This is a genomic window from Sulfitobacter sp. UBA1132, from assembly GCF_002311545.1.
In the GTDB taxonomy this organism is placed as follows: Bacteria; Pseudomonadota; Alphaproteobacteria; order Rhodobacterales; family Rhodobacteraceae; genus Sulfitobacter; species Sulfitobacter pontiacus.
Genome location: NZ_DCAN01000011.1, coordinates 302,172 through 329,031, shown reverse-complemented (window position 1 = coordinate 329,031; position 26,860 = coordinate 302,172). Strand labels below are relative to the sequence as shown.

Here is a 26,860-nt window from a genome sequence, read left to right as displayed (position 1 = left end):
TCATTCGGACTGCAAGCGCGATACGATACTGCCTGCGGTGACGGTGCCGATCGTCTCTCCGTCCTCGACCACGGGGATCGCCTGCGCATCATCGCCGATCTTGCCAATCAGCTCGGCCACCGGCGTCTCGGCGGCGACGGCCCCGTCCGATGTCGCGACGGGCGGGCCCATCACATCGCGGGCCGTCAGCACGCCAAGCGGGTTCATATTGGCCACGAATTCCGCCACATAGTCCGACGCGGGGTTCGAGAAAATCTCGCGCGGGGTGCCGCATTGCACGATGCGCCCGCCTTCCATAATCGCGATGCGCCCGCCCAGTTTGAAGGCTTCGTCCAGATCGTGGCTGACGAAGATGATCGTGCGTTTCAACTCGCGTTGCAGATCAAGCAGCTCGTCCTGCAGACGGGTGCGAATCAGCGGATCAAGAGCCGAGAAAGGCTCGTCCATCAGCAGGATCGGGGCTTCGGTGGCAAAGGCGCGGGCCAGCCCCACGCGTTGCTGCATCCCGCCCGACAGTTCGCTGACCTTGCGGTCAGCCCAATCTGCCAGACCAACGAGCTTGAGCTGCGCCTCTGCCCGTTCAAGCCGTTCGCGTTTGGGGACATCGGCCAGTTCCAGCCCAAGCGCCACGTTGTCGCGCACCGTGCGCCACGGCAGCAATCCGAACTGCTGGAACACCATCGACACACATTCGCGGCGCACGCGGCGCAGATCAGCGGCAGAGCTGGCAGTGACGTCACAGCTCCAGTCGCCATCATGCACCCGCACCGATCCACGCACCAACGGGTTCAACCCGTTGACCGCGCGCAGCAAGGTGGATTTGCCAGAGCCGGACAAGCCCATCAGCACAAGGATCTCGCCCTGTTTGACGTCTAGCGTGCAGTTATGCACCCCAAGGATCTGGCCTGTCTCGGCCTCGATTTCGGCGCGGTCTTGTCCGGCATCCATCAAGGGCAGCGCCTTGGCCGGTTTCGGGCCAAAGACGATGGACACATTGTCGAATTCGACGGCGTTTGCGGGGTTGGTCATTTGATCGCTCATTTTCGTGTCACCCGTAGCATCCGGTCCAGCATGATGGCGACCACGACGATGATCAGCCCCGATTCAAAGCCAAGCCCCGTGTTCACCTGATTAAGCGCGCGCACCACCGGCACGCCAAGGCCATCCGCCCCCACGAGGGCCGCGATCACCACCATCGACAGCGACAGCATGATCGTCTGGTTCAGACCGGTCATGATCTGCGGCAGCGCATAGGGCAGTTCGATCTTCCACAGGGTCTGGCTGGGCTTCGCGCCAAAGGCCTGCGCGGCCTCAAGCAGCGCCTTGGGGGTGGAGGCGATACCAAGCTGCGTCAACCGGATCGGCGCGGGCAGGACAAAGATCACCGTCGCGATCAGCCCCGGCACCATGCCGATGCCGAAAAAGACAATCGCTGGAATAAGATAAACGAAGGTGGGCAGCGTCTGCATCAGGTCAAGCACCGGTGCCATATAGCGGTACATGCGCGGTCGATGCGCCGCGGCGATGCCGATGGGAACACCAACGCCCATGCAGACCACACAGGCCGACAGCACCAGCGTCAGGCTTTCGGTGGTTTCTTCCCAGTAATCCTGATTGAGGATGAACAGGAACCCCAACACGATCAGCAGCGGGGTTTTCCAGTTGCGCTGGATCGCCCAGGTCAGCGCGCCAAAGACAGCGATAACGATCAGCGGATGTGGCGTTTGCAGCACCCAGAGGATCGCGTCAATCAACCACTCCATCGCGACGGCCAGCCCGTCGAACAGCCAACCGGCGTTGATCAGCAGCCAATCAAAAACCGCCTCTGCGGCGTCATCAATCGGGATCTTGTTATCGGTGAGCCAGTTCATGGGAACCTCCGGAGGCTGGTATCATGCGATGATGGCAAAAAGGGCCCGCCCGATGGCAGGCCCTTTTCACATCCTAAGGGTGGATTATTCGACGATGGTCTTGGCGGCCGCCATCGCGTCGCCACCGTCCACGGTGGTCACGCCGTCCAGCCATGTGTCGAGCACATCAGGGTTCGCCTTGATCCAAGCTGTCGCCGCATCGCGGGGCTCTTCGCCGTCATCCAGAATGGCCCCCATGATCTCGTTCTCCATAGCGAGGGTGAATTCCAGATTGGTCAGCAGCTTGCCCACGTTGGGGCATTCCTCGACAAAACCGGCGCGGGTGTTTGTGTGCACGGTCGCACCGCCCAGATCGGGGCCAAAGAAATCATCCCCGCCTTCCAGATAGGTCAGATCAAAGTTCGCGTTCATCGGGTGCGGTTCCCAACCAAGGAAGACGATAGGCTCGCCCTTGGCGGACAGGCGTTTGACCTGTGCCAGCATCCCCTGCTCCGAGGATTCCTTGACCTCGAACTCGGCCAGATCAAAGGCGTTGTCGTCGATCATCGACTGGATTAGGCGGTTGCCGTCATTGCCCGGCTCAATGCCATAGATCTGACCGTCCAGCGCGTCTGCATTGGCAGCGATATCGGCAAAATTCTTGATCCCCATATCAGCGGCGGCTTTGTTCACGGCCAGCGTGTATTTCGCGCCAGTCAGGTTCGCGCGCACGGTGTCAACGCTGCCATCTTCGCGGTAGGGGGCGATGTCGGCCTCCATCGTGGGCATCCAGTTGCCAAGAAACACATCCACATCGCCTGCGGCCATCGACGTGTAGGTCACTGGAACGGAAAGGATTTTCACGTCTGTCTCATAGCCCAAAGCGTCCAGCACGACGGTGGTCGCGGCAGTGGTCGCGGTGATGTCGGTCCAACCTACGTCGGAAAAGGTGATCTCGTCACAGCTTGCGGCAGCAAGGCTGCTAGCAAGGGACAGGGTAAGCGCGGTGGTTGCTGCAAGAACTTTCATGGCAGAGGAACTCCCGTTATGTTTATTGTTGATCGCGTAATAGAGCGCGATTGCGCGCTTTGATGCAACCCGATTTATACACGACCGCGCGGCAAGACGCGGCTCAGGCAAGGAGACACCCCATGATCGGCACCCCCTATTTTCCCATTCCCCTCTTCACAGGCCCCCGCGCGTGAGCGGTGCAAGCCCCGCGTGGATCGGGGTCGATGTCGCGGATGGGCATATGCATCTGTGGGTGCATGATCCACGCGGCGATGTGCTGGCGCAGGCCGACGGGCCGGTCGCTGCCTTGCCTGCGGAAGACGGCTTTGTCGCGGCCCTTACGGATTTGCTGTCGCCTTATCTGTCGGACCAGCAGCGTTTGCCGGTGATCGTCGCGGGGCTGCCCGCCCTGCCCACCAGCAGCCTGCGTCCCGTTCCGGCAGAGCCCTTGGGCGGGGTGCTTGCCCTAGAGGTTGATGACCCGCGGCTGGAACTACGCGCGGTGCCCGGCCTGAAACAGGCCAGCCCACCCCAGATCATGCAAGGGGCCGAGACGGCGATTGCAGGCTACCTTCAGGCAGCGCCCGAGTTTGACGGGGTGATCTGTTGCCTTGATGCGCAGTCCACATGGGCCCACATCAGCGCCCGCGAGGTCGTCAGTTTTCAAAGTTTTCTCACCCCCATGATGGCCGCGCAACTGTCCGCGACAGCCCCGCTATCAAAGGCGGTTGTCGGTGGTGCGTTGGATGAGGATACTTTCGATACCGCCGTGAATGATGTCATGGCTCGCCCGCAAATCTTTGCCACCGCGCTGGCCGAGATTTCGGCGCAAGCCACCATCGACGGCCCCACGACGGACGCAGGCTGGTCACGGCTGATGGGTTTGCTGATCGGGCTAGAGCTGGCCGGTGCCCGCGCCTATTGGCTGGGCCGCGAGGTGGTCATCTTGTCCGACAGCCCCCTCGCCCCGCTTTATACACGCGGGCTTGCCGCGCAGGGTCTGACGGCCAGCCACGTCTCGCGCCGCGACCATGTGCGCGCCGGGCTACGGCTTTGCGCCGACGAAAGCGCCAGTTGATCTGACGCGCGCGCGATAAGCGACGACGCCCCCGGCCCTAGGCCGGGGTGCCACCGTTTTCAGGGAAGAAACACGCCGCGGCATGATGCCCCTGCGGCAGTTCGGGCCGCATGGCCCGGCATTTGTCGCGCACTTTCCAGCACCGTGGCGCAAAGGGGCAGCCATCGGGGATCGCCAGTGGAGATGGCAGTTCGCCTTGCAGCTTGATCCGCTCTTTCGCGCCGCGTGGGTCCGCTTGGGGCGTGGCCGACAGCAGCGCCTTGGCATAGGGGTGGAACGGCGCGGTGAACACATCATCGCGGCTGCCACGTTCAACCGCGCGCCCCAGATACATTACGATCACCTCATCCGCCACGTGACGCACAACGCTCAGGTCATGGGAGATAAACAGATAGGCCAGTTGCAGACGCTCTTGCAGATCGACCAACAGGTTCAGCACCGAGCTTTGGATCGACAGGTCCAGCGCGGACACAGGCTCGTCCAGCACCAGCACTTTGGGGTCCAGCATCAACGCCCGCGCAATCGCGATCCGCTGGCGTTGCCCGCCGGAAAACATATGCGGATAGCGGTCAAAATGTTCAGGCCGCAAGCCCACCAGCCCGAGCATCTCGCGCGCTTTGGCGGTACGCTCTTTGCTGCTCATGTCGGGGCGGTTGATCTTGAGAGGTTCCTCGAGGATCGCGCCGATCCGCTGGCGCGGGTTGAGCGAGCCATAGGGGTCTTGGAACACGATCTGAACCGATTTGCGCAGCGATGCCCAGTCTTCGCGGACCACGGGTTTGCCATCCAGCGTCAGCGATCCGGCGGTCGGGTCTTCGATCATCGTGACCATCCGCGCCAAGGTCGATTTCCCGCAGCCGCTTTCGCCGACGACGGCCAGCGTTTTGCCGGGATAGAGCGCGAAATCGAGCCCGCCCACGGCCTTGAGCGTACGCGGCTTGCGAAACAGCCCGCCGCCGACTTCATAGTGACGCTCTAGCGCCGTTGCAGTCATCACAGGTGCGGTCATGATGCGACCCTTTCGTCTGTGTTCAAGGGGTAGAAACAACGCGCATAGCCCAGATCAGCGCCCAAGGCGGGCGGCGCTTCGGACTTGCATTTGGCATTGGCGAATTTGCAGCGTGGCGAAAACAGGCATCCTGTAGGGCGGTCGAATTGCCCCGGTACCACGCCCGGAATGGTCGGCAGCCGCTTTTCCGTCGCCCGTTCTGGCAGCGCATCCAGCAGCGCCGAGGTATAGGGGTGGTGCGGCGCGTCAAACAGCGGGATCACCGGCTGCTCTTCGATCTTCTGGCCGGCATATTGCACGCTGACGCGTTCGGCGGTTTCCGCAACCACACCCATGTCGTGCGTGATCAACACCAGCCCCATGCCCGTTTCCTCGCGCAGGGACGCGAGCAGATCGAGGATCTGTGCCTGAATGGTCACGTCGAGCGCCGTGGTAGGTTCATCGGCGATCAACAGCTTGGGCTTACAGGCAATCGCCATGGCGATCATCACCCGCTGGTTCATCCCGCCCGACATCTGGTGCGGGAAGGCCGACAGGCGCTTTTCGGGATCGGGGATGCCGACCTGTTCAAACAGCTCGATCGCGCGTTTCTGACGCTCGCGGCGGCCCATGCCAAGATGCACCCGCAGGGCCTCGCGGATTTGCCAGCCCACGGTGAAACAGGGGTTGAGCGATGACATCGGCTCCTGAAAGATCATCGCCAGATCATTGCCGACGATCTTGCGGCGCGCCTTGGCGTCCATTGTCAGCAGGTTGTGCCCGTCAAAGGTCAGCTCGTCCGCGGTGACGGTGGCGGTCCAGGGCAGCAGCCCCATCAGCGCCAGCATCGACACGGATTTACCCGACCCGCTTTCCCCCACAATCGCGAGGATCTCGCTTTCGTTCACGTCCTGGTCGACACCGTCCACCGCCCGGAACTTGCCCGAGGCCGTGGCGAAATCAACGCTTAGGTTTCTGATACGCAAAAGTGTCATGGCTCAGCTCCGTTTCAGTTTCGGATCAAGCGCGTCGCGCAGGCCGTCACCCATGAGGTTGATCGCCAGCACGGTCACAAGGATCGCCACGCCGGGGAAGGTCACGACCCACCAGGCGCGCAGGATGAACTCGCGTGCTTCGGCCAGCATGGTGCCCCATTCAGGTGTCGGCGGCTGCGCCCCCATCCCCAGAAAGCCCAAGGCCGCGGCATCAAGGATCGCGGTCGAGAATGACAGCGCGGCCTGCACGATGATCGGCGCAAGGCAGTTGGGCAGCACGGTGACAAACATCAGCCGCAAGATCCCTGCCCCCGCCACGCGGGCCGAGGTCACGTAATCCTTTTGACGTTCCGACAGCACGCTGGCGCGGGTCAGGCGCACATAGTGAGGCTGCAACACAATCGCGATGGCGATCATCGCGTTGGTCAGCGACGGCCCGAGGATCGCCACCAGCACCAGCGCCAGCAGCAGGGACGGGAACGCCAGCACAATATCCATGACACGCATGATGATGCTATCGACCCATTTGGGCGCAAAGCCCGCGATCAGCCCGATGATGATCCCGCCGGTCGCCGCGATAGAGACAACGACGACCCCCACAAAGAAGGAATAACGCGCGCCCACAATCAGACGCGACAGCATATCGCGCCCAAGCGGATCGGTGCCCAGGATATGGGTCCAGGTGCCGCCCTCTTGCCACGCGGGGGGCTGTAGGGTGGCGGCGCGGAATTGCTCTGTCGCGTCATGGGGGGCGACCCACGGACCGAAGAGGGCCAGAAAGGCAAAGACCGCAAAGATCCACAGCCCGATGACAGCGCCGCGGTTTTCGCGGAAGTAGAACCAGAATTCGCGCAAGCGGCCCGGACGTTCCTGGACCATTGCGGCTTCGGCAGAGAGTGCGTCGTCCATGTTATCGCTTTCTGATTTTGGGGTTGATGACGCCGTAAAGCATGTCGACGGTCAGGTTCACGACCATCACCATCACAGCAATCAGCAGCAGCCCGCCCTGAACCACGGGGTAATCGCGGCGGAAAATACTATCGACCATCCACTTGCCGATGCCCGGCCAGCTAAAGATGGTTTCGGTCAGGATCGCACCGGCCAGCAATGTGCCGACCGACAGACCAATCACGGTGATCACGGGGATCAGCGCGTTGCGCAGGGCGTGGATGCCGTTGATCCGCCCCGGAGACATGCCCTTGGCGCGGGCGGTGCGGATGTAATCCTCGCCCAGAACCTCCAACATGGCCGACCGCGTCTGGCGTGCGATCACGGCCAGCGGGATTGTCCCCAGCACGATCGTTGGCAGAACCAGATGGCGCACCGCTGACAGGAACGCCCCCTTCTGCCCCGACGCCAGACTGTCGATCAGCATAAAGCCGGTGGGGTTGGGGAAGTAATACAGCAGATCAATCCGCCCCGACACAGGCGTCCATTGCAGGTTGCCCGAAAAGACGATGATCAGCAGCAGCGCCCACCAGAAGATCGGCATCGAATAGCCCACCAGCGCCGTGGACATCAGCGCCCGGTCAAAGAACTTGCCCCGGTTCACCGCCGCAATCACCCCCGCCGGAAGGCCAAGGGCGATGGCAAAGATCATCGCGCAGACCGCCAGCTCAAGCGTGGCTGGGAAGAGCGTAAAGAATTCGTCGAACACCGGGCGCTTGGTGACAAAGCTATTGCCCAGATCGCCCTGAAGCACGCCGGTCAGATAGTCCCAGAATTGGACATAGATCGGCTGGTCATAGCCGAATTGTTTGGCCAGTTGGGCATAGCGTTCATCAGAGATGCCGCGCTCGCCCGCCATCACCTGGATGGGGTCGCCCGGCAGCGCGCGGATGAACCCGAAGGAGATCAGCGTCACCCCGATGAAAGTCGGGATGAACGTCAGCAGTCGTCCCAGAACATAGTTCAGCATTTTATCACCATCAGCTCTTTGGGGAAGTTGGTCAGCGTTTCATAGCCGTCGTCGGTAATCAGCACGTCATCCTCGATGCGCACGCCGAAATTTCCGATCTCGTAGAGGCCGGGTTCATTGGTGTAAACCGTTCCGGCGGGTAAAGTCATGTGGTTGCCCCGCATGATATAGGGGGCCTCGTGGACCTCGCGGCCCAGACCGTGGCCGGTCTTGGTGCGGATGCGGTCCCCATAGGGCGAGGCTTCCAGCACAGAGATCACGGCATCGTCGATGTCATGCGCGGTCACCCCCGCGCGGGTCACGGCAAGCCCGGCCATATTGGCGCGCAGCACGGTGTCATAGACATCGCGCCCCTCATCGGTGACGTGATCCAGAAAAACGGTACGGGTGATGTCGGCGGCAAAGCCGTTCTTGCGCGCGCCAAAGTCCAGCAGCAGCGCATCGCCCGCCTTGACGGCGTAATCGTCGCGCGCATGGGCATGGGGGCGGGCCGAGCCATCCGCGGCGGCCACGATGGGACCAAAGGACAGGTCATCCGCCCCTTCCGCGAAAAGCGCCTGCACCAGCGTCTGTTCGATCTGCTTCTCGCTCTGGCCCAGCTTGACGCTGTCCAGCGTGCGCTGGAGGGCGCGTTCGGAAATGCCGATCGCCGCGCGCAGGGCGGCGATATCCTCGGGGGTTTTGATCATCCGCAGGGCTGAGATTTCGCGCTCGGCATCGGTGATGGTAAGATCGGGCTGTGCGTCTTTGAACGCATGGTGCACGAAGACGCGCATCACCTGCCCTTCGACCGCCAGCGACGTGATGCCCAAATGCTGCGTCAGCGCGGCAAATGCATCGGCATAGCCGGTCTGGTCGCGCCAATCAAACACCGCGCCGTCAAAGCCGACCGTGTCCCAGCTCCCCAGTTCAAGGTTCGGCAAGAGCACCGCCGCAGGTTTATCCGCAGGGATCACCAGAACAAAGGGGCGTTCGTGGCTCATGAAGCTTTGGCCGACAGCGCGCGAAAAATTGGGCCCGGGCACCAGCGCCACGGCATCGACGCCCAGATCGGCGGCCACAGCGGCATAGTCGGCAAGACGTTGAGAGAGGTTCTTTGACACGGGGGCTTGCGCCTTTCGTTAACGTGGCCGGGGCCTAGAATAGAGGAAGGGACGGCGCGACATGCACCGTCCCCATTGCTTTGTCATCGCTGTTATTGCGACAGGCCAACCTGGTTGAAGATGTGGCCACCCAGCGGGTGCACAACATAGTTTTCAACTTCGGGGCGCATTGGCATGTAAACAACCGAATGCGCGATGGTGGCCCAAGGGGCTTGGTCCTTGAAGATTTTCTGCGCTTTTTCATACAGCGGCGCACGCTCTTCTTGTGTTGGCAGAACCTTGGCTTCCTGAACCAGCGCGTCGAATTCCTCGTTGCACCATTGTGCGCGGTTGGATTTCTCTACGCCGTCACAGCCCAGCAGAACCGCGAGGAAGTTGTCGGGGTCACCGTTGTCACCGGTCCAACCCAGCAGAACGGCACCATCGCGGTCTTTCGCTTTGGAACGCTCAAGGTATTCACCCCATTCGTAGGACACGATCTCTACGTCGACACCGACCTTCGAGAAGTCTTCCTGCATCAGCTCGGCCATACGGCGGGCATTGGGGTTATAGGGGCGCTGTACCGGCATCGCCCAGATTTTCAGCGTCAGGTCGGATACGCCTTCGGCTTCCAGCGCGGCTTTCGCGGCTTCCGGATCGTATTTGTCGTCCTCGATCGCGTCGTTATAGGACCACATTGTCGGCGGCAGCGGGTTCTTCGCGATTTCGCCGGAGCCCTGGAACACCACGTCGATGATCGCTTGCTTGTCGATTGCCATGTTCAAGGCTTTACGCACATTGGCGTTGTCGAACGGAGGCATCTGCGTGTTGTACGCCAGATAGCCCACGTTCAGGCCCTCTTGCTCCATCACGACGACATCTTCGGCGTCTTTCATCGCCTGCACGTCCGCAGGGTTCGGATAGGCCATGACGTGGCATTCGCCCGCTTGTACCTTCTGGTAGCGCACGGAGGCATCCGGTGTGATCGCAAAGATCAACGCTTCGACTTTCGCCGGGTCACCCCAGTATTCGTCGTTGCGCACGTAACGGATCACGGCGTCTTTCTGGTAGGCTTGGAAGGTGAACGGGCCGGTACCGATAGGTGCCTGGTTCAGCATTTCCGGCGTGCCGGCTTCCAGCATCGCGTCGGCATATTCCTTGGACACGATCGAGGCAAAGTCCATCGCCATGTTGGCAATGATCGGCGCTTCGGCGCGGGTCAGGTTGAACTGAACGGTGTAATCATCAACCTTTTCGATGCTTTCGATCAGATCAGGCATCGACATCGCACCGTAGTATTCCCAGGTGCCACCCGATACTTGGTTGTAGGGGTTGTCGGCGTTGCCCTGACGGTCAAAGCTAAAGATCACGTCATCGGCGTTAAAATCGCGTGTGGGCGTGAACTGGGCGTTGCTGTGAAACTTGACGCCTTTGCGCAGCTTGAACGTTACGGTCTTGCCGTCTTCGGACACCTCCCAGCTTTCGGCCAGCGCGGGAATGGTTTCGGTGGTGCCGACCTTGAATTCCGCCAAGCGGTTGTAGATCGGGTGGCTGGACGCATCAAAGGTCGTGCCTGCGGTGTACAGGGCCGGGTCAAAGCCTTCTGGCGACCCTTCCGAGCAATAGACCAGCGACTGCGCCTGCGCCGCAACGCCAAGCGTGCTCAGCAGCAGGCCCGTGGCCATGATATTCTTGAAAGACATTCGATTTACTCTCCTAGTTGGTAAAGTGTTATCTCCCCACGGCCTCTCTGGGCCGATGAGGGCGATAGGGTTAACGCCTGAGGGGTAACATTTCGCGCGAGCTCTCTGCTGGCGCGGCCTCACTCTGTCCGATTTCCCCGGACTTATCGTATTTCATGCGACCGACCCATAAGATGCGGGCCTGCCGGTCTGTTCTGTTGGCCCAGCAATGGGGCGTGGTACCCAGATAATGCAGGCTGTCGCCCGCCGTCATCAGATACTCCCGTTCGCCAACCATCTGCGAGATCTCACCCTCAAGGATATAGATGATCTCTTCGCCAACATGGGTCACCGTTTCGGATTCATAGCCGGGCGGGACGTTCATCACATAGGATGTCATCTCGTGGCCCGCGCGTTCGGCACCGATCTGTTCATATTCAATCGACGATCCTGCCACCGCGAAACGGGGCCGTGCGGCACCGCGGGTCAGGCTGTCGACCGTGCGCGGGGTCCGCACGAAAAAATCCGCATCAACGTCAAGCGCGGCAGCGATCTGGCTGAGCGTGCCAAGCGTCGGTGTCGCGTTGCCGCGTTCCACCTGGCTCAGATAGCCCACCGACACACCGGAGGCCGACGACAGCTGCTGCAATGTCATCGCCATCCGGTGACGCTGCATCCGCATGCGGTCGCCTAATCCCTCTGGCGGCGAAAGCGCCGCCGCCTGTATCGCAGTTGTTGACAAATAATCCCCCGAAGCACGCTTTGGCGTATCTTGGCGCTCAGACTGTCGCGCAACTTTGTTTACGTCAACAATAAAAATTATTGTCAGAGTGAAAACAGAGCCCTTGGTCGCGACGTCACCTGACCTCTCTTACACCGCACCCTCCCCCCGAAAGCGCCCATGTGATTCTATTTATACGTGCGCATCCACGCAGTCCAGTTTCTGCACATTTTTTAGGCAAAAGCTAGAAAAACAATGCAAACCGCGCGATGAACACTTGTACCCAGTTGCAACAATCGGTCCCGCACCACACGCTTGATCTATGGCTATGTCTTTACCTCTGCTGGTGTTTACCGACCTTGATGGCACGTTGCTGTCACATAGTTCCTATCGCTGCGATGCGGCCACCCCGGCCTTGGATACATTGCGCAATATCGGGGCCGCAGTGGTGTTGGCGAGCTCGAAAACCGCGCCCGAGATCGCAGAGATTCGCGCCGAACTGGCATGGGATCACTGCCCCGCGATCATTGAAAACGGTGCCGGTATTTTACCGCCCGACAGCACCGACATGCCCAAAACGGACAGCTACGTGCGCCTGCGCCACGCGCTCGACAGCCTGCCTGCGGAGCTGCGCGACCCGTTTTGCGGGTTCGGCGATATGACGGTGGCGCAGATCGCACAGATCACCGGCCTGTCGCATAATGACGCCGCCAACGCGGCAGAGCGGGCCTTTTCAGAACCCGGCATCTGGTCGGGCAGCGCCGAGTTGCGCGGCGCATTTATCGACGCCCTGCACGATCACGGTATCCATGCCCGTGAAGGAGGACGGTTTCTGACCCTTTCCTACGGGCGCACCAAAGCCGACCAGATGGCCGCGCTGACCGACGCCTTTGCGCCGCGCCATACGCTGGCGCTTGGCGATGCCCCCAATGACATAGAGATGCTGCAAGCAGCCGAGTTTGGCGTCATTGTCGCCAACCCGCACCGCGACCCCCTGCCCCCGCTGCCCGGTGAGGACACCGGCAGGATCATCCGCACCACGCTCCCCGGCCCTGCCGGATGGAATGGTGCCGTGCTGGACCTGATCGCGCGGCTTAACCTGAACTAAGGAATGACAACGCATGGCTGATTTTCATCAAAACGGAAATATCGCGACCCTGCACAATCTGCGCACCCGCTCGCTGGACGAAATGACCTACGAGCTCGAGACGTTCGCCCAGACCCGCAAAATGGCGCTGATTCTGCCTTGTCTCTACTCCGAGCTAGAGACCGAGGCGATGCCCCGCATTCTGGCAGAGCTGTCCAAGGTCAGCTATCTGCACCGCATCATCATCGGTCTGGACCGCGCCGACGAGGCACAGTTCCGGCATGCGAAAGAGTTCTTCAAGGGCCTTAACCAGAACCACATCGTGATCTGGAACGACAGCCCGCGGATGCTGGCGCTTGGCGCGCAGCTGAAAGACATGGGCCTCGCCCCCGCGGAACAAGGCAAGGGCAAGAACGTCTGGTCCTCGCTCGGCTATCTGATCGCCTGTCAGGACAGCGCGGTGATGGCGATCCATGATTGCGATATCGTGACCTATACCAACGACCTGCTGGCGCGGCTGATCTATCCCGTCGCCAATGCGAATTTCCCCTATCAGGTCGCCAAAGGCTATTACGCGCGGGTGGGCAGCGACAAGCTGAACGGGCGGGTCACGCGGCTGCTGGTCAGCCCGTTGCTGATCGCGCTGAAAAAGGTCGTGGGCGACCGTGACTATATCGATTATCTGCGCGCCTTCCGCTATCCGCTCTCGGGCGAATTTGCCATGCGCACCAATATCTTGCCCGATCTGCGCATTCCCTCCGACTGGGGGCTGGAGATCGGCGTGCTGTCAGAGGCATGGCGCAACCTCGCGCCGAAATCGGTCTGTCAGGTCGAAATCGCCGACGACTATGACCACAAGCACCAAGATCTGAGCGAGGCCGACGCCGATGCGGGGTTGAACCGCATGTCCACCGACATCTGCAAGGCGATTTTCCGCAAGCTGGCGGCAGACGGCACGGTGTTCACACCCAATGTCTTTCGCACGCTCAAGGCGACCTATTATCGCTGCGCGCTCGACCTGCTGGATGCCTATTACAACGACGCCAAAATGAACGGGCTCAGCATTGACCGCCATAAGGAAGAACGCGCGATCGAGCTCTTTACCGAGAATATCATGCGGGCGGGACACTTCTTTCTCGATAACCCGCACGAGACCCCCTTTATCCCCACATGGAACCGCGTCCACGCCGCCGCGCCCGAGTTCCTTGCCAATCTGCGCGAGGCCGCCGCAGCGGATGACGCAGAATACAACTAGCTGAGGGCCGCGCGGGCAGCAGGGTCAGAACCGGTTGGTGATCCACATGCATTGATAGGGGGCCAGCGTGATGTGATCCGCGCTGGCGTCAATCAAATCACCGCTGATCAGGTCTAGCCAGGGTTGATCCTCGATCAGGTTCAGTGCCGCCGCCGAAATCGCGACAGAGGCGTCGCTGACGTTGTGCAGCGCAAAGATCGACTGTTTGCGGTCCAGACTTTGACGCCACACGCCGAACACGCGGTCATCTTGCAGGTTCACGGTGAATTGCGTCGCATTGGGGTGAAACGCCTTTTGCGTCTGCCGCACCTTTAGCCGCGCTGACAGATCGCTCAAAACGCGCGCCGGCGCGCTGGACGCATCGGCCAGCTGGTCGCGCAAGCTCGGATAATCCCATCGGTGTCGGTTGATCGCGCGGCTCATCCCGCGATGTTCGACCTGCGCGTGATCATTGGGCGTCGCCAGCATGGCGTGGATGTAGAAGGCGGGTATCCCCTCCAGCGACATGACGATGGTCTGCGAACAGATGAACCGTGCATGATGATGGTCATCCTCGCCCTTAAACGTCCGCGACAGCGCATCGTAAAAGGTCGTGTTCAGCTCGTACGGGCTTTGCCCGCCGTCGGGCAGGCTGCGCATCGATACCAACCCGCCGACCTGTAGCACCGTATCAATGACCTGTTGTTTTTCATCCTCGGGCAGCAACCCTTCGGCGGGTCGCATGCCGATCCCGTCGTGACTGGCGGTAAAGTTCAGATAGGCGCAGCCCATGGGGGCCGGCGGCATCGTGCGCTGCCAGCGCCGCAGATGCGCCCCATTGCCCGACATCATCGCATGCAAGATCAGCGGCGGCAGCGGGAAATTATAGATCGCATGGGCCTCGTCCCCTGCCCCGAAATAGCTGAGGTTTTCGGCCTTGGGCACATTGGTTTCGGTCAGCAGGATGATCTTTTCCGGCGCATAGTCGCACAGCAACCGCATCAGCCGGATAATCGCATGGGTTTGCGGCAGGTGGATCGACGGGGTGCCGATCTGCTTCCACAAGAACGCCACCGCATCCAGCCGGATGATCTGCACGCCATTGTCCACATGCAGGCGGATGATCCGCAAAAACTCAAGCAGCACCTCGGGGTTGCGGAAATCAAGATCGATCTGGTCATGGCTGAAAGTGCACCAGACGTGGCGCGGGCCGCTTGAGGTTTCTACCTCTTGCAACAGCGGAGTCGTGCGCGGGCGCACCACCTCGCGCAGATCATCCTGCGGCGAGGCTTCGAAAAAGAACTTGTCATAGGGGGCCTGCCCCTGACGGTAGGCGTTGAACCAGTTCCCCTGGCTCGACACATGGTTCAGCACCAGATCGGACATCAGCGTGAAATCGGCGGCGATGCGGTTTATATCAGGCCAATCCCCAAGCTGCGGGTTCACCGCGCGAAAATCGGACACCGCAAACCCGTCGTCAGAGGTGTAGGGGAAGAACGGCAGGATATGCACGCTGTTCAATGTGCCACGCAGGTAGCGGTGCAAGAAGTCGTTCAACAAATCCAGCGGCTTATGCGCCCCGTCCACGATAGAGTTGCCATAGGTGATCAGCAGCGCGTCGCGTTCCGACCAAAGCGTATTGCCGGCAACACGGCCCCTTTTGCGGCGCGTCGTCCCCTCGGGCCAGAAGGCATCAAGGACCATGCTAGCCAGGATGTCGGCATCCAGATCGGGATAGACCTCTGCCAACACCGCGCTGAGCCGAGAGCCGAGAGAACGGGCACTGTCCGTCATGATGTCCTGCCTTGCCTGTATATCCTTTCCCAAAACCCTAACGCAGCCGCGCGCGTGTGACGAGCAGCCAAAAGCGGTGCCCCCATAATCCTGGCGCCGCTGTCCCCCGCGGCGCGTTTTGAGGCGGTCTGCACAATCTTGAAGCATTGCGCAGATTGAACGCCCGCAGATCTAAAGGCCCCGCAATTATGACGCGTACCAAAGCCAGCACGCCCAGCGCGCGCCGTCATCTACTGCAGCGCGTGTGGTTTCTCCCTCCCCTTCTGCATGGCGTCTGGCACAGTTTCACCGTGCACCGTGTGCCGCGCACGCCCGGCTTGCTTAGAGCGGTAAAGCGCCGCATCGGCGTCCGACAGGACATCTTCGGCCACGGCGTCCTGCCCCGCTTTGACCCATATGCTGCCGATGCTGGCAGAGATCTGGCACGCCGCGCCATCAAATCTGATCGGCTGTTCCAGTCGCGTGATGATCCGTTCGGCGACCTGTGCCAGATGCGCGTTGCCGGTAACCCCAGGCAGCAGCAGGGTAAATTCGTCACCGCCGACGCGGGCGACGGTGTCGATGTCCCTTGTTGCTTCCACCATGATCCGGGCCGCGGTTTGCAACACGTGATCCCCCGCCGCATGGCCCAGGCTATCGTTCACCGCCTTGAAGTAATCCAGATCGATCTGCATCACGGCAAACCCCTTGTTCCCCGCGATAAGCCGTGACAGCACGTGATCCATCGCGCGCCGGTTTTTCAAGCCAGTCAGCGTATCGGTAAACGCTTGTTCCTCCGCCGCGATCTTTGCGACCTCAAGCTTCTGGTTCAGCGCACGCGACGCCGCCATCGCCGCCGATTTCGCCTCCATCAGATAAAGCATCTCGACCGCGAGGTCGGTCGGCGCGAAATCGGCATTGCTCAGGCGATGGGTGCGCACACCGTTCAGGATCGATATCCCGAATGACAGGTTTATCAGACAGTCGGTTTCCGAGCCTTCCATCTGTTCGGTGCCACAAGGTAGCGGAACCAGAACCCCTTTAAAAATCTGCTCGGGCCGGTCGTGCAACGCCAGATGCAGCTTGCGCCCCGCCATTGGGCGAATTTGCGCAATACTGTCGGCCATATTGGGTCGGCGCATGACAAACTGGTCGAAAAAATTGCTCCCGATCCAAGTGCCACGATGGCGCAGTTTGTGGATGGTGGGGCCCACATGCCGGATACGTCCGCAGGGCTGCACGATCACATGCATCGGGCATAGCACATTCAATGCCGCCTCATAGGCTGCCCCTACTGTCACCCGCGCGCACCCAGATCAAAGCTGCGCCCCTGCGCGTAGTGCCGGTCAATAATCGTGACGGTAATCACCTCCCCCTCCGGTGGGGCGGCTTTGCAATCAAGCAGGGCCAATGTGCCATAATCATCCGCAATCACCCGCATCACGCCCATCATCACATAGCCAAAGCCTTGCACTTTTCCGCGACAGGTGAGCGTAAAGCGCCAGTCATCAAGCTGCGCGACCTCCATCTGGGGCAGTTGCAGGTCTTCCACGGCGAGGGTGGCACGTTCGGGCAAGTCGTTGAGCGAATGCAAGAACTCTTCAAAATCGTCGCCGCCAAAGCGCAGCAAGCGCCGCACGCCTTCGCGGTCGGGGTTGGACACAAGCCAGGCACCCAGATCTTCCAGAAGATCGGGGATCGCGCGTTTCATCACGGCAGACAGGCGGTTGATAACCCGCGGCGTGATGGCATCATCATAGGTGAGCATCGGTTCGAAATCCGCCGTGCCCATAACGGCACAAAGATCGGCGCGCAGGGCGACCTGCGCCCAGACACGGTGGCCAAAGCTATCCAGCACGAACCGTTGGATCGTATGGTTGATCAGCCCGTGCATCGCGCCCCTTTCCGCCGTTTCACGGGGAAGATGGCGGCTGAAAGTTAACAAAGACCGAAGGCTAAACCTCCGCCGCGGCGGAATGCGCTTTGGTTTTGTCTCAAATGCAAACTAGCTGTCAGCCCTGCGGGTCATGGGTCTGCCCGTCCAGCCACGCGGGCAGATGGCCGATGTCGGGCAGCACCACATCGGCGGCCCCTTCCAGGTCCTGACGTGTGGCCAGCCCCGTGAGCACCGCAACGCAGGCCATCCCCGCCGCACGGCCCGCCGCCATATCGTGCAGGCTATCCCCGATCATCGCGACTTCCGACGAGTCCACCCCCACGGCTTTGGCAAACGCCAAGAGCGGCCCGGGCGTGGGCTTTGCACCGTGGCCGCTATCGAAACCTGCGATAAAGTCAAAATATCCGGTCACCCCCGCGCCGCCCAAATGCGCACGGGCGGGTGCCTCGGCGTCATTGGTGGCGACGCCAAGCACCAGCCCGCGTGCCTTGAACGCCTCTAGCAAGGCAACCAGCGGCACCGCCTCTGCCTGAGGGGCGTTTTCGGCCTCGTGGTTCAGCAGATCTAAGAGATCCGTCTTCGCCATCTCGACCACATGGGGGGCCAGCGCATCTACGACCTCCCCCGGTGTGCCCGCAATAACGATACTGTCGGGCGAGAAGCTCTGCGTCCGGTAATCAAAGCCGATCTGCTGCCCCAGCAAAGCCGCTCTCTCTCCGTCTCCCTTGCTGATCCGGGTCAGAAAAGCATTGGCCCATGCCTCCCATGTAGCGGCGAAGTCGAACAGGGTTCCGTCTTTGTCGAACAGCAGCGCTTTGATCATTTTCAGGTCCAATTCATCTGCGCGCCACCCGGAAGCGACTGACGGGCTTGCATGATACGGTCGTAAGGGATGTTCACGGTATCGCAAAACTCCGTGACCCAGGCGTCATCCATCATGATGAAATCCAGAACCGCGCCAAGAAACACCGGATCGCCAGCCTGGGTGCGAAGGTCTTCGGCAGATGCACCCGTTGATCCCATAAAGGTGGGCATCAGGTCTTCGTTCGCGGCCAGCCAGGCCAAGGCCTGCAGGGCGACCGTCTCGGCGGCATCTTGCTTCATCATATTAATTTCCATCACGGTTTCCCAAACGAAACCCTTTGTTAACCAATCACGGCAACAAAGGGCGCTTAAGCCAGTTACACGTGAGTGGAGAATGAAGACAAGTGCCCGGTAAAGTCCTGATTGTGGATACGGTTGCGACCAACCGCATCGCGTTGAAAACCAAACTCACGTCCGCCTCCTACGAGGTATGGCAGGCGTCCACCGTGGCCCAGGCGGTCGACATCTCGCGCCGGTCGGGGCCTGATTTGGTCATCACGGCGCATCAACTGGACGGGCAGGATGCGACGGCCCTATGCACGATGCTCGCGGGGTCGCCGCGCACATCACGGATACCTGTCTTTGCCTTGGCCGATGGCGGTGGCGCGGCGCTGTGTTTGCACCTGTTGGCGAATGGCGCACAGGAAGCGATGGTCAAACCTGTCTGCGACAAGCTGTTTCTGGGACGGGTGCGCAGCATGATACGCGCGGGCCACGGGGCCAGCCACACGGCCATGCGGGACGCGATGTGCCCCACGCTCGGGCTGGAAGAAACCGCCGCCACCTTCGCCCGCCCGGGCACGTTCCAGATCGTCAGCCATGACAAGGCAGAGACACAGGTGCATGTCACCCAGTTACGCAAACGTCTGCGGGGGGCTGTCAGCCAGACGACCATCCGCGACGCTTTGACCGGTATTAGGCAGAACGCGCTGCCCGATGTCTTCATTCTGACCCTGACCGGTGTCGAAACGCGCGACGAGGCGCAACTGCGCCTGATCTCGACCCTGCGGGCGAATACGACGACGCGGCACTGCGGTATTCTGGTGCTCCAATCGCGCCCCCACCCCGCCGGTGCCGCCCATGCGCTGGATCTGGGGGCCGACGATCTGATGCAGCATGGCTTTGATATCGAAGAACTTTCGCTGCGGCTGACCGGGCTCTTGGCGCGCAAACAGCAGGGTGACACGATCCGGCGTGATGTCGATACGCGCCTGCGCGAAGCGGTTTTTGATCCGCTGACAGGAATCTACAACCGCCGGCACGCCCTGTCAGAGGTCGCGCGGCTTGCCGTGCGCACCCGCCGCAAAGGGATACCGCTGGCCGTGATGCTGGTAGACATAGACCACTTCAAACGCGTGAATGACGCTTTCGGCCACGCCTCGGGGGACGCCGTGTTGGTCGAAACGGCACGCCGGTTGAAATCATGTCTGCGCCCGCTCGACGTTGCCGCCCGCATCGGAGGGGAGGAATTTTTACTCATCCTCCCGGGCATCACAGAGGCAGAGGCCACCCGGATGGCCAAACGCATGTGCGAAGCCTACCGCACGACGCCATTTACCATCCCCGCCAGCGCGCAGCCTATCCATGCCACGATCAGCATCGGGCTATGTACCGCACAGCCTGAAACCGGCGACGCCTTCCCCGCCCCACTTGATGCCTCGGCCATTGCGGCAGAGCTGATCGACCGCGCGGATCAAGCTTTATACAGTGCGAAACACCGCGGGCGCGATCGCGTCGGTCTGATCAGGTCAGCGGCGTGAAATCATCCTCTCCCCACGGTTGCAAAGCCGGAAAAATGCCGCCACTCTCGCCGCGATACGCTTGCACATCCGGGGCGTATCCCCCTGATCCTCGACAAAGGCTTTGCCATGCTGCCCGATAAACCGATGACCGGTATTGCCATGATGCTTGGCTTTTGCATCGTTGCCCCTGTGGGTGATGCAATTGCGAAACTGCTGGGGTCCTCCGTGCCGCTGGGTCAGGTCGTGTTTATCCGCTTTGCCGTGCAATTGCTGATCTTGCTGCCGCTGGTGCTGCTGACGGGCAGGCCGCTGGCGATGCGGGGCCGCACGCTGTGGCTCGCGTTTGTGCGCACAGTGCTGCATGTCATCGGGATCGCGATGATGTTCACCGCGCTGAAATACCTGCCGCTGGCCGATGCTGTGGCGATTATCTTTGTCATGCCCTTCTTTATGCTTCTGCTCGGCAAATACGTGCTGGGGGAAGAAGTCGGCACCCGCCGGCTTCTCGCCTGTGTCGTCGGCTTTTGCGGCACACTGCTGGTGGTGCAACCCAGCTTTGCCGAGGTGGGCTGGCCCGCATTGCTGCCCGTTGGCGTAGCGCTGAACTTTGCGCTGTTCATGCTGGTGACACGGCAGATCGCCAAACACACCGACCCGATCAGCCTGCAAACGGTCAGCGGGTTTATGGCCGTGGTGATACTGCTGCCCTTGCTGGGTCTGGGGCAAACCGTAGCGGTGCCCGCCTTGGGGTGGCGGGTCCCTGATGCTAACGCCTGGATGCTGCTGATCGCAATCGGCGTCCTTGGCAGCGTGGCACATCTGCTGATGACATGGTCCTTGCGCTACGCCCCCTCGGCCACGCTGGCACCGATGCAATATCTCGAAATTCCCGTGGCGACGCTGGTCGGGTTGATCGTCTTTGGCGATCTGCCCAATGCGCTGGCGGCGCTCGGGATGGGGATCACCATGGCCGCCGGTCTCTATATTATTCTGAGGGAGCGGGCCACGCAGCGGCGTCTGGCTGCAGCAGCGATTGTGCAACCTGCGGAATGAGCACCCTGGGCACCATCACCAACGCAGCGGGACGATCCACCCTAAGGGTCGCGGGCCCCGTCGCACGGTTCGATGTCCCCAACCGCCCCAGCGGCGAAAGCTCTAGCCCGTCAAGCGGCCACTCAAGCCCGCTGCTTTCCCCGTGGACCGCCGCCAGCGGGTATATCGACACCACATCCCCCGCCCGCGTCGGCAGATCAAGCCGGGGCGGCGCGAGGAAAATCACCTGCTCTCCGGCGATGAGCAGGCAACGCTGGTGCGGATGCCGCGCCAGAGAGCTCAGGGCGGCAAGCTGATGGTCCACGCGCCCGCCCGAAAACCCCACCGCCACGATCAACGGCGCGGCCACCGACCGCAGCGCCTTGTCGAAATCGGTGGTTTCCTGCTCTGCCAGTTTGAACTGCCGCGCGAGCGGGATTTGCGACAGGGTCTCGGGCGTGACAGAATCGAAATCCCCCACCAGCGCCGCGATCTCTACGCCTGCGTCGCGGGCCAGATTTGCCCCGCCATCGACCGCCACACACATCGGGGCAAGCTGCAACGCCTCGTTCAGGTCGTTCGGGCCGGGCTGCCCGCCCCCAATGACGGTGACAGGGCTGCGGCTTGCCACAATGGTTGTTTTCACGCGGTTTTACCTCAAATTGGAAACAATGCCGCAATTTTGACATTAAATGATACGTTGCAGGGCACAGATTCGAGCCGAATTGGTCTTGAACCTTATGGTAAACAGTAAGCTGCAAATAGGCAGAGGACGACCATCCGATGATGAATAACAACAAAATTCTGACGGTCTCATACGGCACTTTCTCGTGCACGTTGGAAGGCTTTGACGATTCATTCGGCACCATGAAGGCCATCGCAGAGTATTTCCGCGACCTGTCGTCGGAGGATCGGTATTTCGGTGCGGAACCCGCACAGCCGGATGCGGAGATGCTGGCCCATATCGCGCAGAAAGAAATCTCGCGCCGCGTCGAAGCGCGCCAGCAGGACGGTCAGATCGTCCTGAGCGCGCAGACCCCAGAAGAACCCGCAGCGCCAGCGCAGCCCGCCCCTGCGCCCGAAGCAGCCGAAACACCCAAGGCCCCTGCCGCGCCGCAGCCGCAGGTCAGCAGCTCCGTTGCGGGTCCGTCCGTGGTCTCGACCTCCTTCGCGCCGCGCCGGCCCAAGGAAATCTCTGCCTATTATGACGCCTACCGCATCAACGCGCTGAAATCTGCCGAGCCAGTGACAGCGCCAGAAGCCGCACCCGCGCCTCAGGCCGAAGCCGCCGCACCGCGCGACGAGGTGGTCAGCCGTGATGTTGCCGCGCCAAAGCCCGAAGCCACGCAAGCCGAAGCGGCCCCTGCTTCTGCGGCCCCTGCTTCTGCGGCCCCCGCCCCCGAGGTGGATATCGTCCCTGGCCAACCCGACGAAGATGTCGAAGCGTTTTTCGCCGATAGCCCGCGCAACGAGGTGACCGTCGACGAACAAGACGCCGAAATCCAGCCCGTTGCGGCCCCTGTCGTTGATAGCATCGCGGCCAAACTGCAGCGCATCCGCGCCGTGGTCGCCAATCAGGACGCCCCCGCCGCACCGCAGCCTCAGGTCTTTGACGACGAGGACACAATCGACGCCGAAGACAGCACCGACGATGTCATCGCGGACGCGATCAACGACATCCAAGGCGCGCTGGACGCCGACGATACGGTCGAAGACATCGCACAATCCTCCGACCTCGAAGCTGAAGAAGACGTTACCGCTGCACAAGAGAGTGAAGAACAGCACGAAGACGTTGCAGCTGATGAGGTCGAAGAAGCTGACGCCGCGCAGGTTGACGCTGACGAAACCGGTGAAGCCGAAGAAGACACAGCACCCCGTGGTCGTGTGCTCAAGGTCAAACGCGCCGACATCGACCGTGCCATCGCCGAAGGCGAGCTGGAAGAGGTCGAAGAAGACGCGCCTGCGGTCCTGGAAGAGCCTGAAAAGCCCGCCCTGCGTATCCAGCGCGACCCCGAATCGACGCTCTCTGACGAGGATGAAGAAGATCTGGCCCGCGAGCTGGCCGAGCTTGAGGCAACATTGTCCTCCGCCGCTGCCGACACGCTGACCGACGCGCCCGAGGACGCCGAAGAAGCCGTCGCCGATGAGGACGACGCGCCCGAAGAAGAGACCGCCGAGGAAGAAACTGGCAAGGAAGACTCGCAGGAAGACACGGCCCAAGAAGAAACCGTCGACACTGATGTTTCCGAGGATGACGCCGAAGAGGTACAAGCCGAGGTCCAAGCCGAGACCGCGGCGGAGCCCGAAGCCGAAGCCCCCAAAGCCGCCCCGCAACGCCGCAGCCTGCCAACGCTCGACGCGGACAGCGGCCCGGATATGAACCGTCTGCTGGCGGAAACCGACAACCAGATGGACGAACCCGAAGCCGCCACACGCCGCGACGCGATCACCCATCTGCGCGCCGCCGTGGCCGCGAAAAAGGCCGATATGGCCCTTGGTGCGCCCGATGCTGCGGAACGCGAAAACAACGCCTACCGCAGCGATCTGGCCGAGGTGGTCAAACCACGCCGCCCCGCGTCGACCACGGCCCGCACCGAACGCCCCGCCGAACCGCGCCCTGCCCCGCTGAAGCTGGTAGCGGCACAGCGGATCGACACGGACCAGCCGCGCACTGTGGCCCCCGTACGCCCCCGCCGCGTGGCCGCAGTGGCCCCCGCGCCGGTGCCGCAAGCCGGTGGCTTTGCCGAATTCGCCGAGGAAATGGGCGCGACCCAGCTTCCCGACCTGCTGGAAGCGGCCGCGGCCTATATGGCCTTTGTCGAAGGCATGGACGATTTCTCGCGTCCGCAGTTGATGAACACCGTCCGCCAAGGCGGTGCCGAGGATTTCAGCCGCGAGGAAGGTCTACGCTCCTTCGGCCAGCTGCTGCGCACCGGCAAGCTGCAAAAGCTGGAAGGTGGCCGCTTCAAGGCCTCCGAACAGATCGGGTTCCAGCCGGATGCACGCGCCGCTGGCTAAGCGGGCAAAACATGACAACCGAAACGAAAAACGGCCCCCGAGGGGGCCGTTTTTTTATGCGATAATTGCGATTAGCAACGCTGAAAGACGTGCAGGCGAAACCGATTATTCTGCGTCGTGATCCGCGTTCGGGTCCGCCTGACCGATCCCCTTGAACACAAATTTGAACGGGATCGCCCAGACCACGCCAAGCGCGATATAGATCACCAGTTCGATCCAGAAGGGTGGCCGGTCAAACAGCGACACGGTGACCACCGCCGCAATGATATAGAGCGGCAGCCCAATCAGCAGAATGACCAGCGCCCACCGGCGACGTGCTTTATATCCAAGGGCCATTGTGTCGTCCTTTCATCATGTGCCAAAGGCCCCGAAGGGCCCCGGCGTGTCAGATCAATCGGCGAAGGGGTCGGTGACCAGAATCGTGTCTTCCCGCTCTGGCGAGGTGGAAAGCAGCGCCACGGGGCACTGGATCAGCTCTTCGACGCGGCGCACATATTTGATCGCGTTCGCGGGCAGATCGGCCCAGCTACGCGCGCCTTCGGTGCTTTCGGACCAACCGGGCATTTCCTCGTAGATGGGGGTGCAGCGGGCTTGCTGGTCGGCCGCTGTGGGCAGATAATCCAAGTGCTCCCCGTCCAGCTCGTAGCCGGTGCAGATCTTGAGCGTTTCAAACCCGTCCAGCACGTCAAGCTTGGTCAGCGAGATGCCGGTGACGCCGCTGGTCGCACAAGTCTGGCGCACCAAAGCCGCATCGAACCAGCCACAGCGACGCTTACGCCCGGTGGTGGTGCCGAATTCATGGCCCCGCTCGCCCAAGCGCTGACCGTCCGCATCATGCAGTTCGGTCGGGAACGGGCCTTCGCCCACGCGGGTGGTATAGGCTTTGACGATGCCCAGCACATAGTTGATCGCGCCCGGCCCGATGCCGACGCCGGTCGCCGCCTGCCCTGCAATCACGTTCGAGGACGTGACGAAAGGATAGGTACCAAAGTCGATGTCCAGCAGCGCGCCTTGCGCCCCTTCGAACAGGATACGCTTACCGGCCTTGCGCTTTTCGTTCATCACCTTCCAGACAGGTGCTGCGTATTCAAGGATCTTCGGTGCGATCTCTTTCAGCAGTTCAACCAGCCCGTCGCGGTCGATGGCTTCGACGCCCAGACCCTTGCGCAGCGGATCATGGTGCTGCAACGCGCGGTCAACGCGGGCTTCAAGCGTGGCTGTATCGGCCAGATCGGCGACGCGGATGGCGCGGCGGCCGACTTTATCCTCGTAGCACGGGCCGATGCCGCGGCCGGTGGTGCCGATTTTGGTGCCCTTTGATGCGGCCTCTTCACGGGCGCGGTCCAGCTCGCCGTGGTAGGGCATGATCAGCGGTGTGTTTTCCGCAATCATCAGCGTTTCCGGCGTGATCTCTACGCCTTGGGCGCGGATCGTCTCGATCTCTTTCAGCAGGTGCCACGGGTCCAGCACAACACCGTTGCCGATCACCGAAAGCTTGCCGCCGCGGACAACGCCCGAGGGCAGCGCGTGCAGCTTGTAGACCTTGCCGTCGATGACCAATGTGTGGCCCGCGTTATGGCCGCCCTGAAAACGTGCGATGACATCGGCCCGTTCGCTGAGCCAGTCCACGATTTTGCCTTTTCCTTCGTCGCCCCATTGGGCGCCTACGACTACGACGTTGGCCATGAAGATATTCCTTTAACAGTTCAAATAACCGTGCAAACCCGTGGAGGTATAGCGACGACCGTCGGGGACCGAAACTGTAAAATGCAGCCAAAACGCCGCCGCGTCATTTTTCTGGGCATTTATCAGCTTGGGGCCGTGAAACTTCGCAACGGGCCATAGACTTTGCCTGGGCTGCACCGATATTCCATGCCGGATCAAAGAAGGAAGTACCGCAGATGGGATTCATCATACGTTGGGCCTGCGCCTTTGTCTTGCTGGCCGCGACCTTTAACCCGACGCCCTATAACTATGTCACCTGGGCGCAGCGATACGGGCATATGAACCTGTCCATCGCGGTGCTGCTGGGGCTTTTGCTCTTCATCGGCTACGTGATCTATCTCCGCGCGACGCTACGCTCTATCGGCGGGCTGGGGATGCTGCTGGTGCTGGCGCTGGTGGGGTCAAGCCTTTGGGTGCTTTATGATCTGGGTATTCTAAGGCTGGACAACCGCAGCTTTAACCTATGGCTCGGCCTTGTCGCGCTGAGCTTTGTGCTGGGCATCGGCCTCAGCTGGAGCATCTTTCGCAGGGCGGTATCCGGTCAGGCAGACGTGGACGATGTGGAAACCTGAGGCGGCTTTCACACGGGCTTTCCGCCCAAGCGGCACCGCGGGTGCCAATCCTCCCTTGCCCCCATAGGCAAACTTGCCTAGACACGCCCAAAGTCCAAAACGCAGAGCCGTAGGTACCCATGGAAAATGTAGTCCTGATTGTCCATCTCATTCTGGCCCTTGGCCTGATTGCAGTCGTGTTGCTGCAACGGTCCGAAGGGGGCGGCCTTGGCATGGGCGGCGGCGGTGGCGGCGGGGCCGTTTCCGGTCGCTCGGCAGCCACAGCCATGGGCAAAGTGACCTGGATTTTGGCCGCGGCCTTTATCGTGACCTCGATCACGCTGACCATTATCGCGGCTGAAAAATCTGCTGGGTCTTCGGTAATCGATCGTCTGGGCGGCACGCCACCAGCGCTGAACCAGGGTGACGCGCCTGCGCTGCCCGATACTGACGCGCTGCTGCCACCGACACCTGCGGAAAATACACCGCAAGTGCCGACTGCGGATTAATCCAGACACTACAACAGCTTGAGGTTGGGCCAAGATACGCAACAGGATGTTGCGGCTTGGCCTTGCTTTTTCCATCCGAATCCTGTTAGGCTTAAGTCCCGTG

At 61.4% G+C, this 26,860-nt stretch carries 26 protein-coding genes; 8 read left to right on the top strand and 18 right to left on the bottom strand.

Translation table 11 applies throughout. The annotated features are described in order from the left end of the window. The 3 genes from choV to B4F27_RS09200 all read right to left on the bottom strand — a co-directional run bounded on the left by choV (position 1) and on the right by B4F27_RS09200 (position 2,879). On the bottom strand, positions 1–1,029 hold the full coding sequence (choV, locus tag B4F27_RS09210; RefSeq protein ID WP_286759496.1) for a choline ABC transporter ATP-binding protein: 1,029 nt from the start codon (positions 1,027–1,029) through the stop codon (positions 1–3). Positions 1,030–1,037: 8 nt separating this feature from the next. Continuing rightward, positions 1,038–1,871, bottom strand: coding sequence for a choline ABC transporter permease subunit (choW, locus tag B4F27_RS09205; protein WP_009826591.1), 834 nt, complete (start codon positions 1,869–1,871; stop codon positions 1,038–1,040). Positions 1,872–1,955: 84 nt separating this feature from the next. After that, positions 1,956–2,879: a choline ABC transporter substrate-binding protein gene (locus B4F27_RS09200; protein WP_005852512.1), complete on the bottom strand. Its 924-nt coding sequence runs from the start codon at positions 2,877–2,879 to the stop codon at positions 1,956–1,958. Positions 2,880–3,051: 172 nt separating this feature from the next. Here B4F27_RS09200 and B4F27_RS09195 point away from each other — a divergent pair, with 172 nt between their 5' ends. Further along, positions 3,052–3,939, top strand: coding sequence for a 2-dehydro-3-deoxygalactonokinase (locus B4F27_RS09195; protein WP_286759495.1), 888 nt, complete (start codon positions 3,052–3,054; stop codon positions 3,937–3,939). Positions 3,940–3,976: 37 nt separating this feature from the next. Here B4F27_RS09195 and B4F27_RS09190 read toward each other — a convergent pair whose 3' ends face one another. From B4F27_RS09190 to B4F27_RS09160, 7 genes are all read right to left on the bottom strand, one after another. Then, positions 3,977–4,948 (bottom strand): ABC transporter ATP-binding protein, encoded by a 972-nt coding sequence (locus B4F27_RS09190; RefSeq protein WP_237278829.1) that lies wholly within the window; start codon positions 4,946–4,948, stop codon positions 3,977–3,979. Continuing rightward, positions 4,945–5,922 carry an ABC transporter ATP-binding protein gene (locus B4F27_RS09185; RefSeq protein WP_286759494.1) on the bottom strand — a complete coding sequence of 326 codons (978 nt, stop codon included), beginning with the start codon at positions 5,920–5,922 and terminating at the stop codon, positions 4,945–4,947. The genes B4F27_RS09190 and B4F27_RS09185 overlap by 4 nt, the downstream gene beginning before the upstream one ends. Before the next feature lie 3 nt (positions 5,923–5,925). Continuing rightward, positions 5,926–6,831 (bottom strand): ABC transporter permease subunit, encoded by a 906-nt coding sequence (locus tag B4F27_RS09180; RefSeq protein ID WP_074635644.1) that lies wholly within the window; start codon positions 6,829–6,831, stop codon positions 5,926–5,928. Between the two features lies 1 nt (position 6,832). Further along, positions 6,833–7,840: an ABC transporter permease subunit gene (locus B4F27_RS09175; protein ID WP_005852501.1), complete on the bottom strand. Its 1,008-nt coding sequence runs from the start codon at positions 7,838–7,840 to the stop codon at positions 6,833–6,835. After that, positions 7,834–8,943 carry a M24 family metallopeptidase gene (locus tag B4F27_RS09170; protein WP_286759493.1) on the bottom strand — a complete coding sequence of 370 codons (1,110 nt, stop codon included), beginning with the start codon at positions 8,941–8,943 and terminating at the stop codon, positions 7,834–7,836. Before B4F27_RS09170 ends, B4F27_RS09175 begins: the two co-directional genes overlap by 7 nt. A gap of 92 nt (positions 8,944–9,035) precedes the next feature. Next, positions 9,036–10,625 carry an ABC transporter substrate-binding protein gene (locus B4F27_RS09165; protein WP_286759492.1) on the bottom strand — a complete coding sequence of 530 codons (1,590 nt, stop codon included), beginning with the start codon at positions 10,623–10,625 and terminating at the stop codon, positions 9,036–9,038. Positions 10,626–10,695: 70 nt separating this feature from the next. Then, positions 10,696–11,286: a helix-turn-helix domain-containing protein gene (locus B4F27_RS09160; RefSeq protein ID WP_005852495.1), complete on the bottom strand. Its 591-nt coding sequence runs from the start codon at positions 11,284–11,286 to the stop codon at positions 10,696–10,698. A gap of 361 nt (positions 11,287–11,647) precedes the next feature. Between B4F27_RS09160 and B4F27_RS09155 the strand changes: the two genes are divergently transcribed. Beyond that, on the top strand, positions 11,648–12,433 hold the full coding sequence (locus B4F27_RS09155) for an HAD-IIB family hydrolase (protein ID WP_286759491.1): 786 nt from the start codon (positions 11,648–11,650) through the stop codon (positions 12,431–12,433). A 13-nt stretch (positions 12,434–12,446) separates the two neighbouring features. Next, positions 12,447–13,667 (top strand): glycosyl transferase, encoded by a 1,221-nt coding sequence (locus B4F27_RS09150; RefSeq protein WP_074635635.1) that lies wholly within the window; start codon positions 12,447–12,449, stop codon positions 13,665–13,667. Between the two features lie 24 nt (positions 13,668–13,691). Here the strand turns inward: B4F27_RS09150 and B4F27_RS09145 are convergent, their stop codons facing one another. The 5 genes from B4F27_RS09145 to B4F27_RS09125 all read right to left on the bottom strand — a co-directional run bounded on the left by B4F27_RS09145 (position 13,692) and on the right by B4F27_RS09125 (position 18,435). Continuing rightward, positions 13,692–15,440, bottom strand: a complete 1,749-nt coding sequence (locus tag B4F27_RS09145) for a sugar phosphorylase (protein WP_286759490.1) — start codon at positions 15,438–15,440, stop codon at positions 13,692–13,694. 230 nt (positions 15,441–15,670) lie between these two features. Next, positions 15,671–16,672: a GGDEF domain-containing protein gene (locus tag B4F27_RS09140; protein WP_286759607.1), complete on the bottom strand. Its 1,002-nt coding sequence runs from the start codon at positions 16,670–16,672 to the stop codon at positions 15,671–15,673. A 44-nt stretch (positions 16,673–16,716) separates the two neighbouring features. Further along, entirely contained in the window at positions 16,717–17,313 is a 597-nt protein-coding gene (locus tag B4F27_RS09135) for a heme NO-binding domain-containing protein (RefSeq protein ID WP_005852486.1), read from the bottom strand. A gap of 118 nt (positions 17,314–17,431) precedes the next feature. After that, positions 17,432–18,139, bottom strand: a complete 708-nt coding sequence (locus B4F27_RS09130) for an HAD family hydrolase (RefSeq protein ID WP_286759489.1) — start codon at positions 18,137–18,139, stop codon at positions 17,432–17,434. Between the two features lie 2 nt (positions 18,140–18,141). After that, positions 18,142–18,435 (bottom strand): DUF3572 domain-containing protein, encoded by a 294-nt coding sequence (locus B4F27_RS09125; RefSeq protein ID WP_074635627.1) that lies wholly within the window; start codon positions 18,433–18,435, stop codon positions 18,142–18,144. 89 nt (positions 18,436–18,524) lie between these two features. On the opposite strand from B4F27_RS09125, the gene B4F27_RS09120 reads away from it, so the two are divergent. Next, the gene (locus B4F27_RS09120; protein ID WP_286759488.1) at positions 18,525–19,940 is read left to right on the top strand and encodes a diguanylate cyclase domain-containing protein; all 1,416 of its coding nucleotides are present in this window, start codon (positions 18,525–18,527) and stop codon (positions 19,938–19,940) included. A gap of 108 nt (positions 19,941–20,048) precedes the next feature. Then, positions 20,049–20,975, top strand: coding sequence for a DMT family transporter (locus tag B4F27_RS09115; protein WP_286759487.1), 927 nt, complete (start codon positions 20,049–20,051; stop codon positions 20,973–20,975). Here the strand turns inward: B4F27_RS09115 and B4F27_RS09110 are convergent. Further along, positions 20,908–21,600: a thiamine diphosphokinase gene (locus tag B4F27_RS09110; protein ID WP_005852476.1), complete on the bottom strand. Its 693-nt coding sequence runs from the start codon at positions 21,598–21,600 to the stop codon at positions 20,908–20,910. The two genes, B4F27_RS09115 and B4F27_RS09110, sit on opposite strands and share 68 nt — an antisense overlap. 137 nt (positions 21,601–21,737) lie before the next feature. Here B4F27_RS09110 and B4F27_RS09105 point away from each other — a divergent pair, with 137 nt between their 5' ends. Further along, on the top strand, positions 21,738–23,972 hold the full coding sequence (locus B4F27_RS09105) for a hypothetical protein (RefSeq protein ID WP_286759486.1): 2,235 nt from the start codon (positions 21,738–21,740) through the stop codon (positions 23,970–23,972). 105 nt (positions 23,973–24,077) lie between these two features. On the opposite strand, the gene B4F27_RS09100 is transcribed toward B4F27_RS09105, so the two are convergent. Both B4F27_RS09100 and B4F27_RS09095 read right to left on the bottom strand, forming a co-directional pair. Further along, entirely contained in the window at positions 24,078–24,308 is a 231-nt protein-coding gene (locus tag B4F27_RS09100; protein ID WP_005852473.1) for a DUF2842 domain-containing protein, read from the bottom strand. A 54-nt stretch (positions 24,309–24,362) separates the two neighbouring features. Continuing rightward, positions 24,363–25,658, bottom strand: coding sequence for an adenylosuccinate synthase (locus B4F27_RS09095; protein ID WP_074635618.1), 1,296 nt, complete (start codon positions 25,656–25,658; stop codon positions 24,363–24,365). Between the two features lie 215 nt (positions 25,659–25,873). Here B4F27_RS09095 and B4F27_RS09090 point away from each other — a divergent pair, with 215 nt between their 5' ends. Together B4F27_RS09090 and secG are read left to right on the top strand one after the other, a co-directional pair. Then, positions 25,874–26,269 (top strand): DUF6524 family protein, encoded by a 396-nt coding sequence (locus B4F27_RS09090; RefSeq protein ID WP_005852469.1) that lies wholly within the window; start codon positions 25,874–25,876, stop codon positions 26,267–26,269. 119 nt (positions 26,270–26,388) lie between these two features. Beyond that, a complete protein-coding gene (gene secG / locus B4F27_RS09085) occupies positions 26,389–26,757 on the top strand; it encodes a preprotein translocase subunit SecG (protein ID WP_286759485.1) in 369 nt (122 codons plus the stop codon). Positions 26,758–26,860 lie beyond the last annotated feature (103 nt).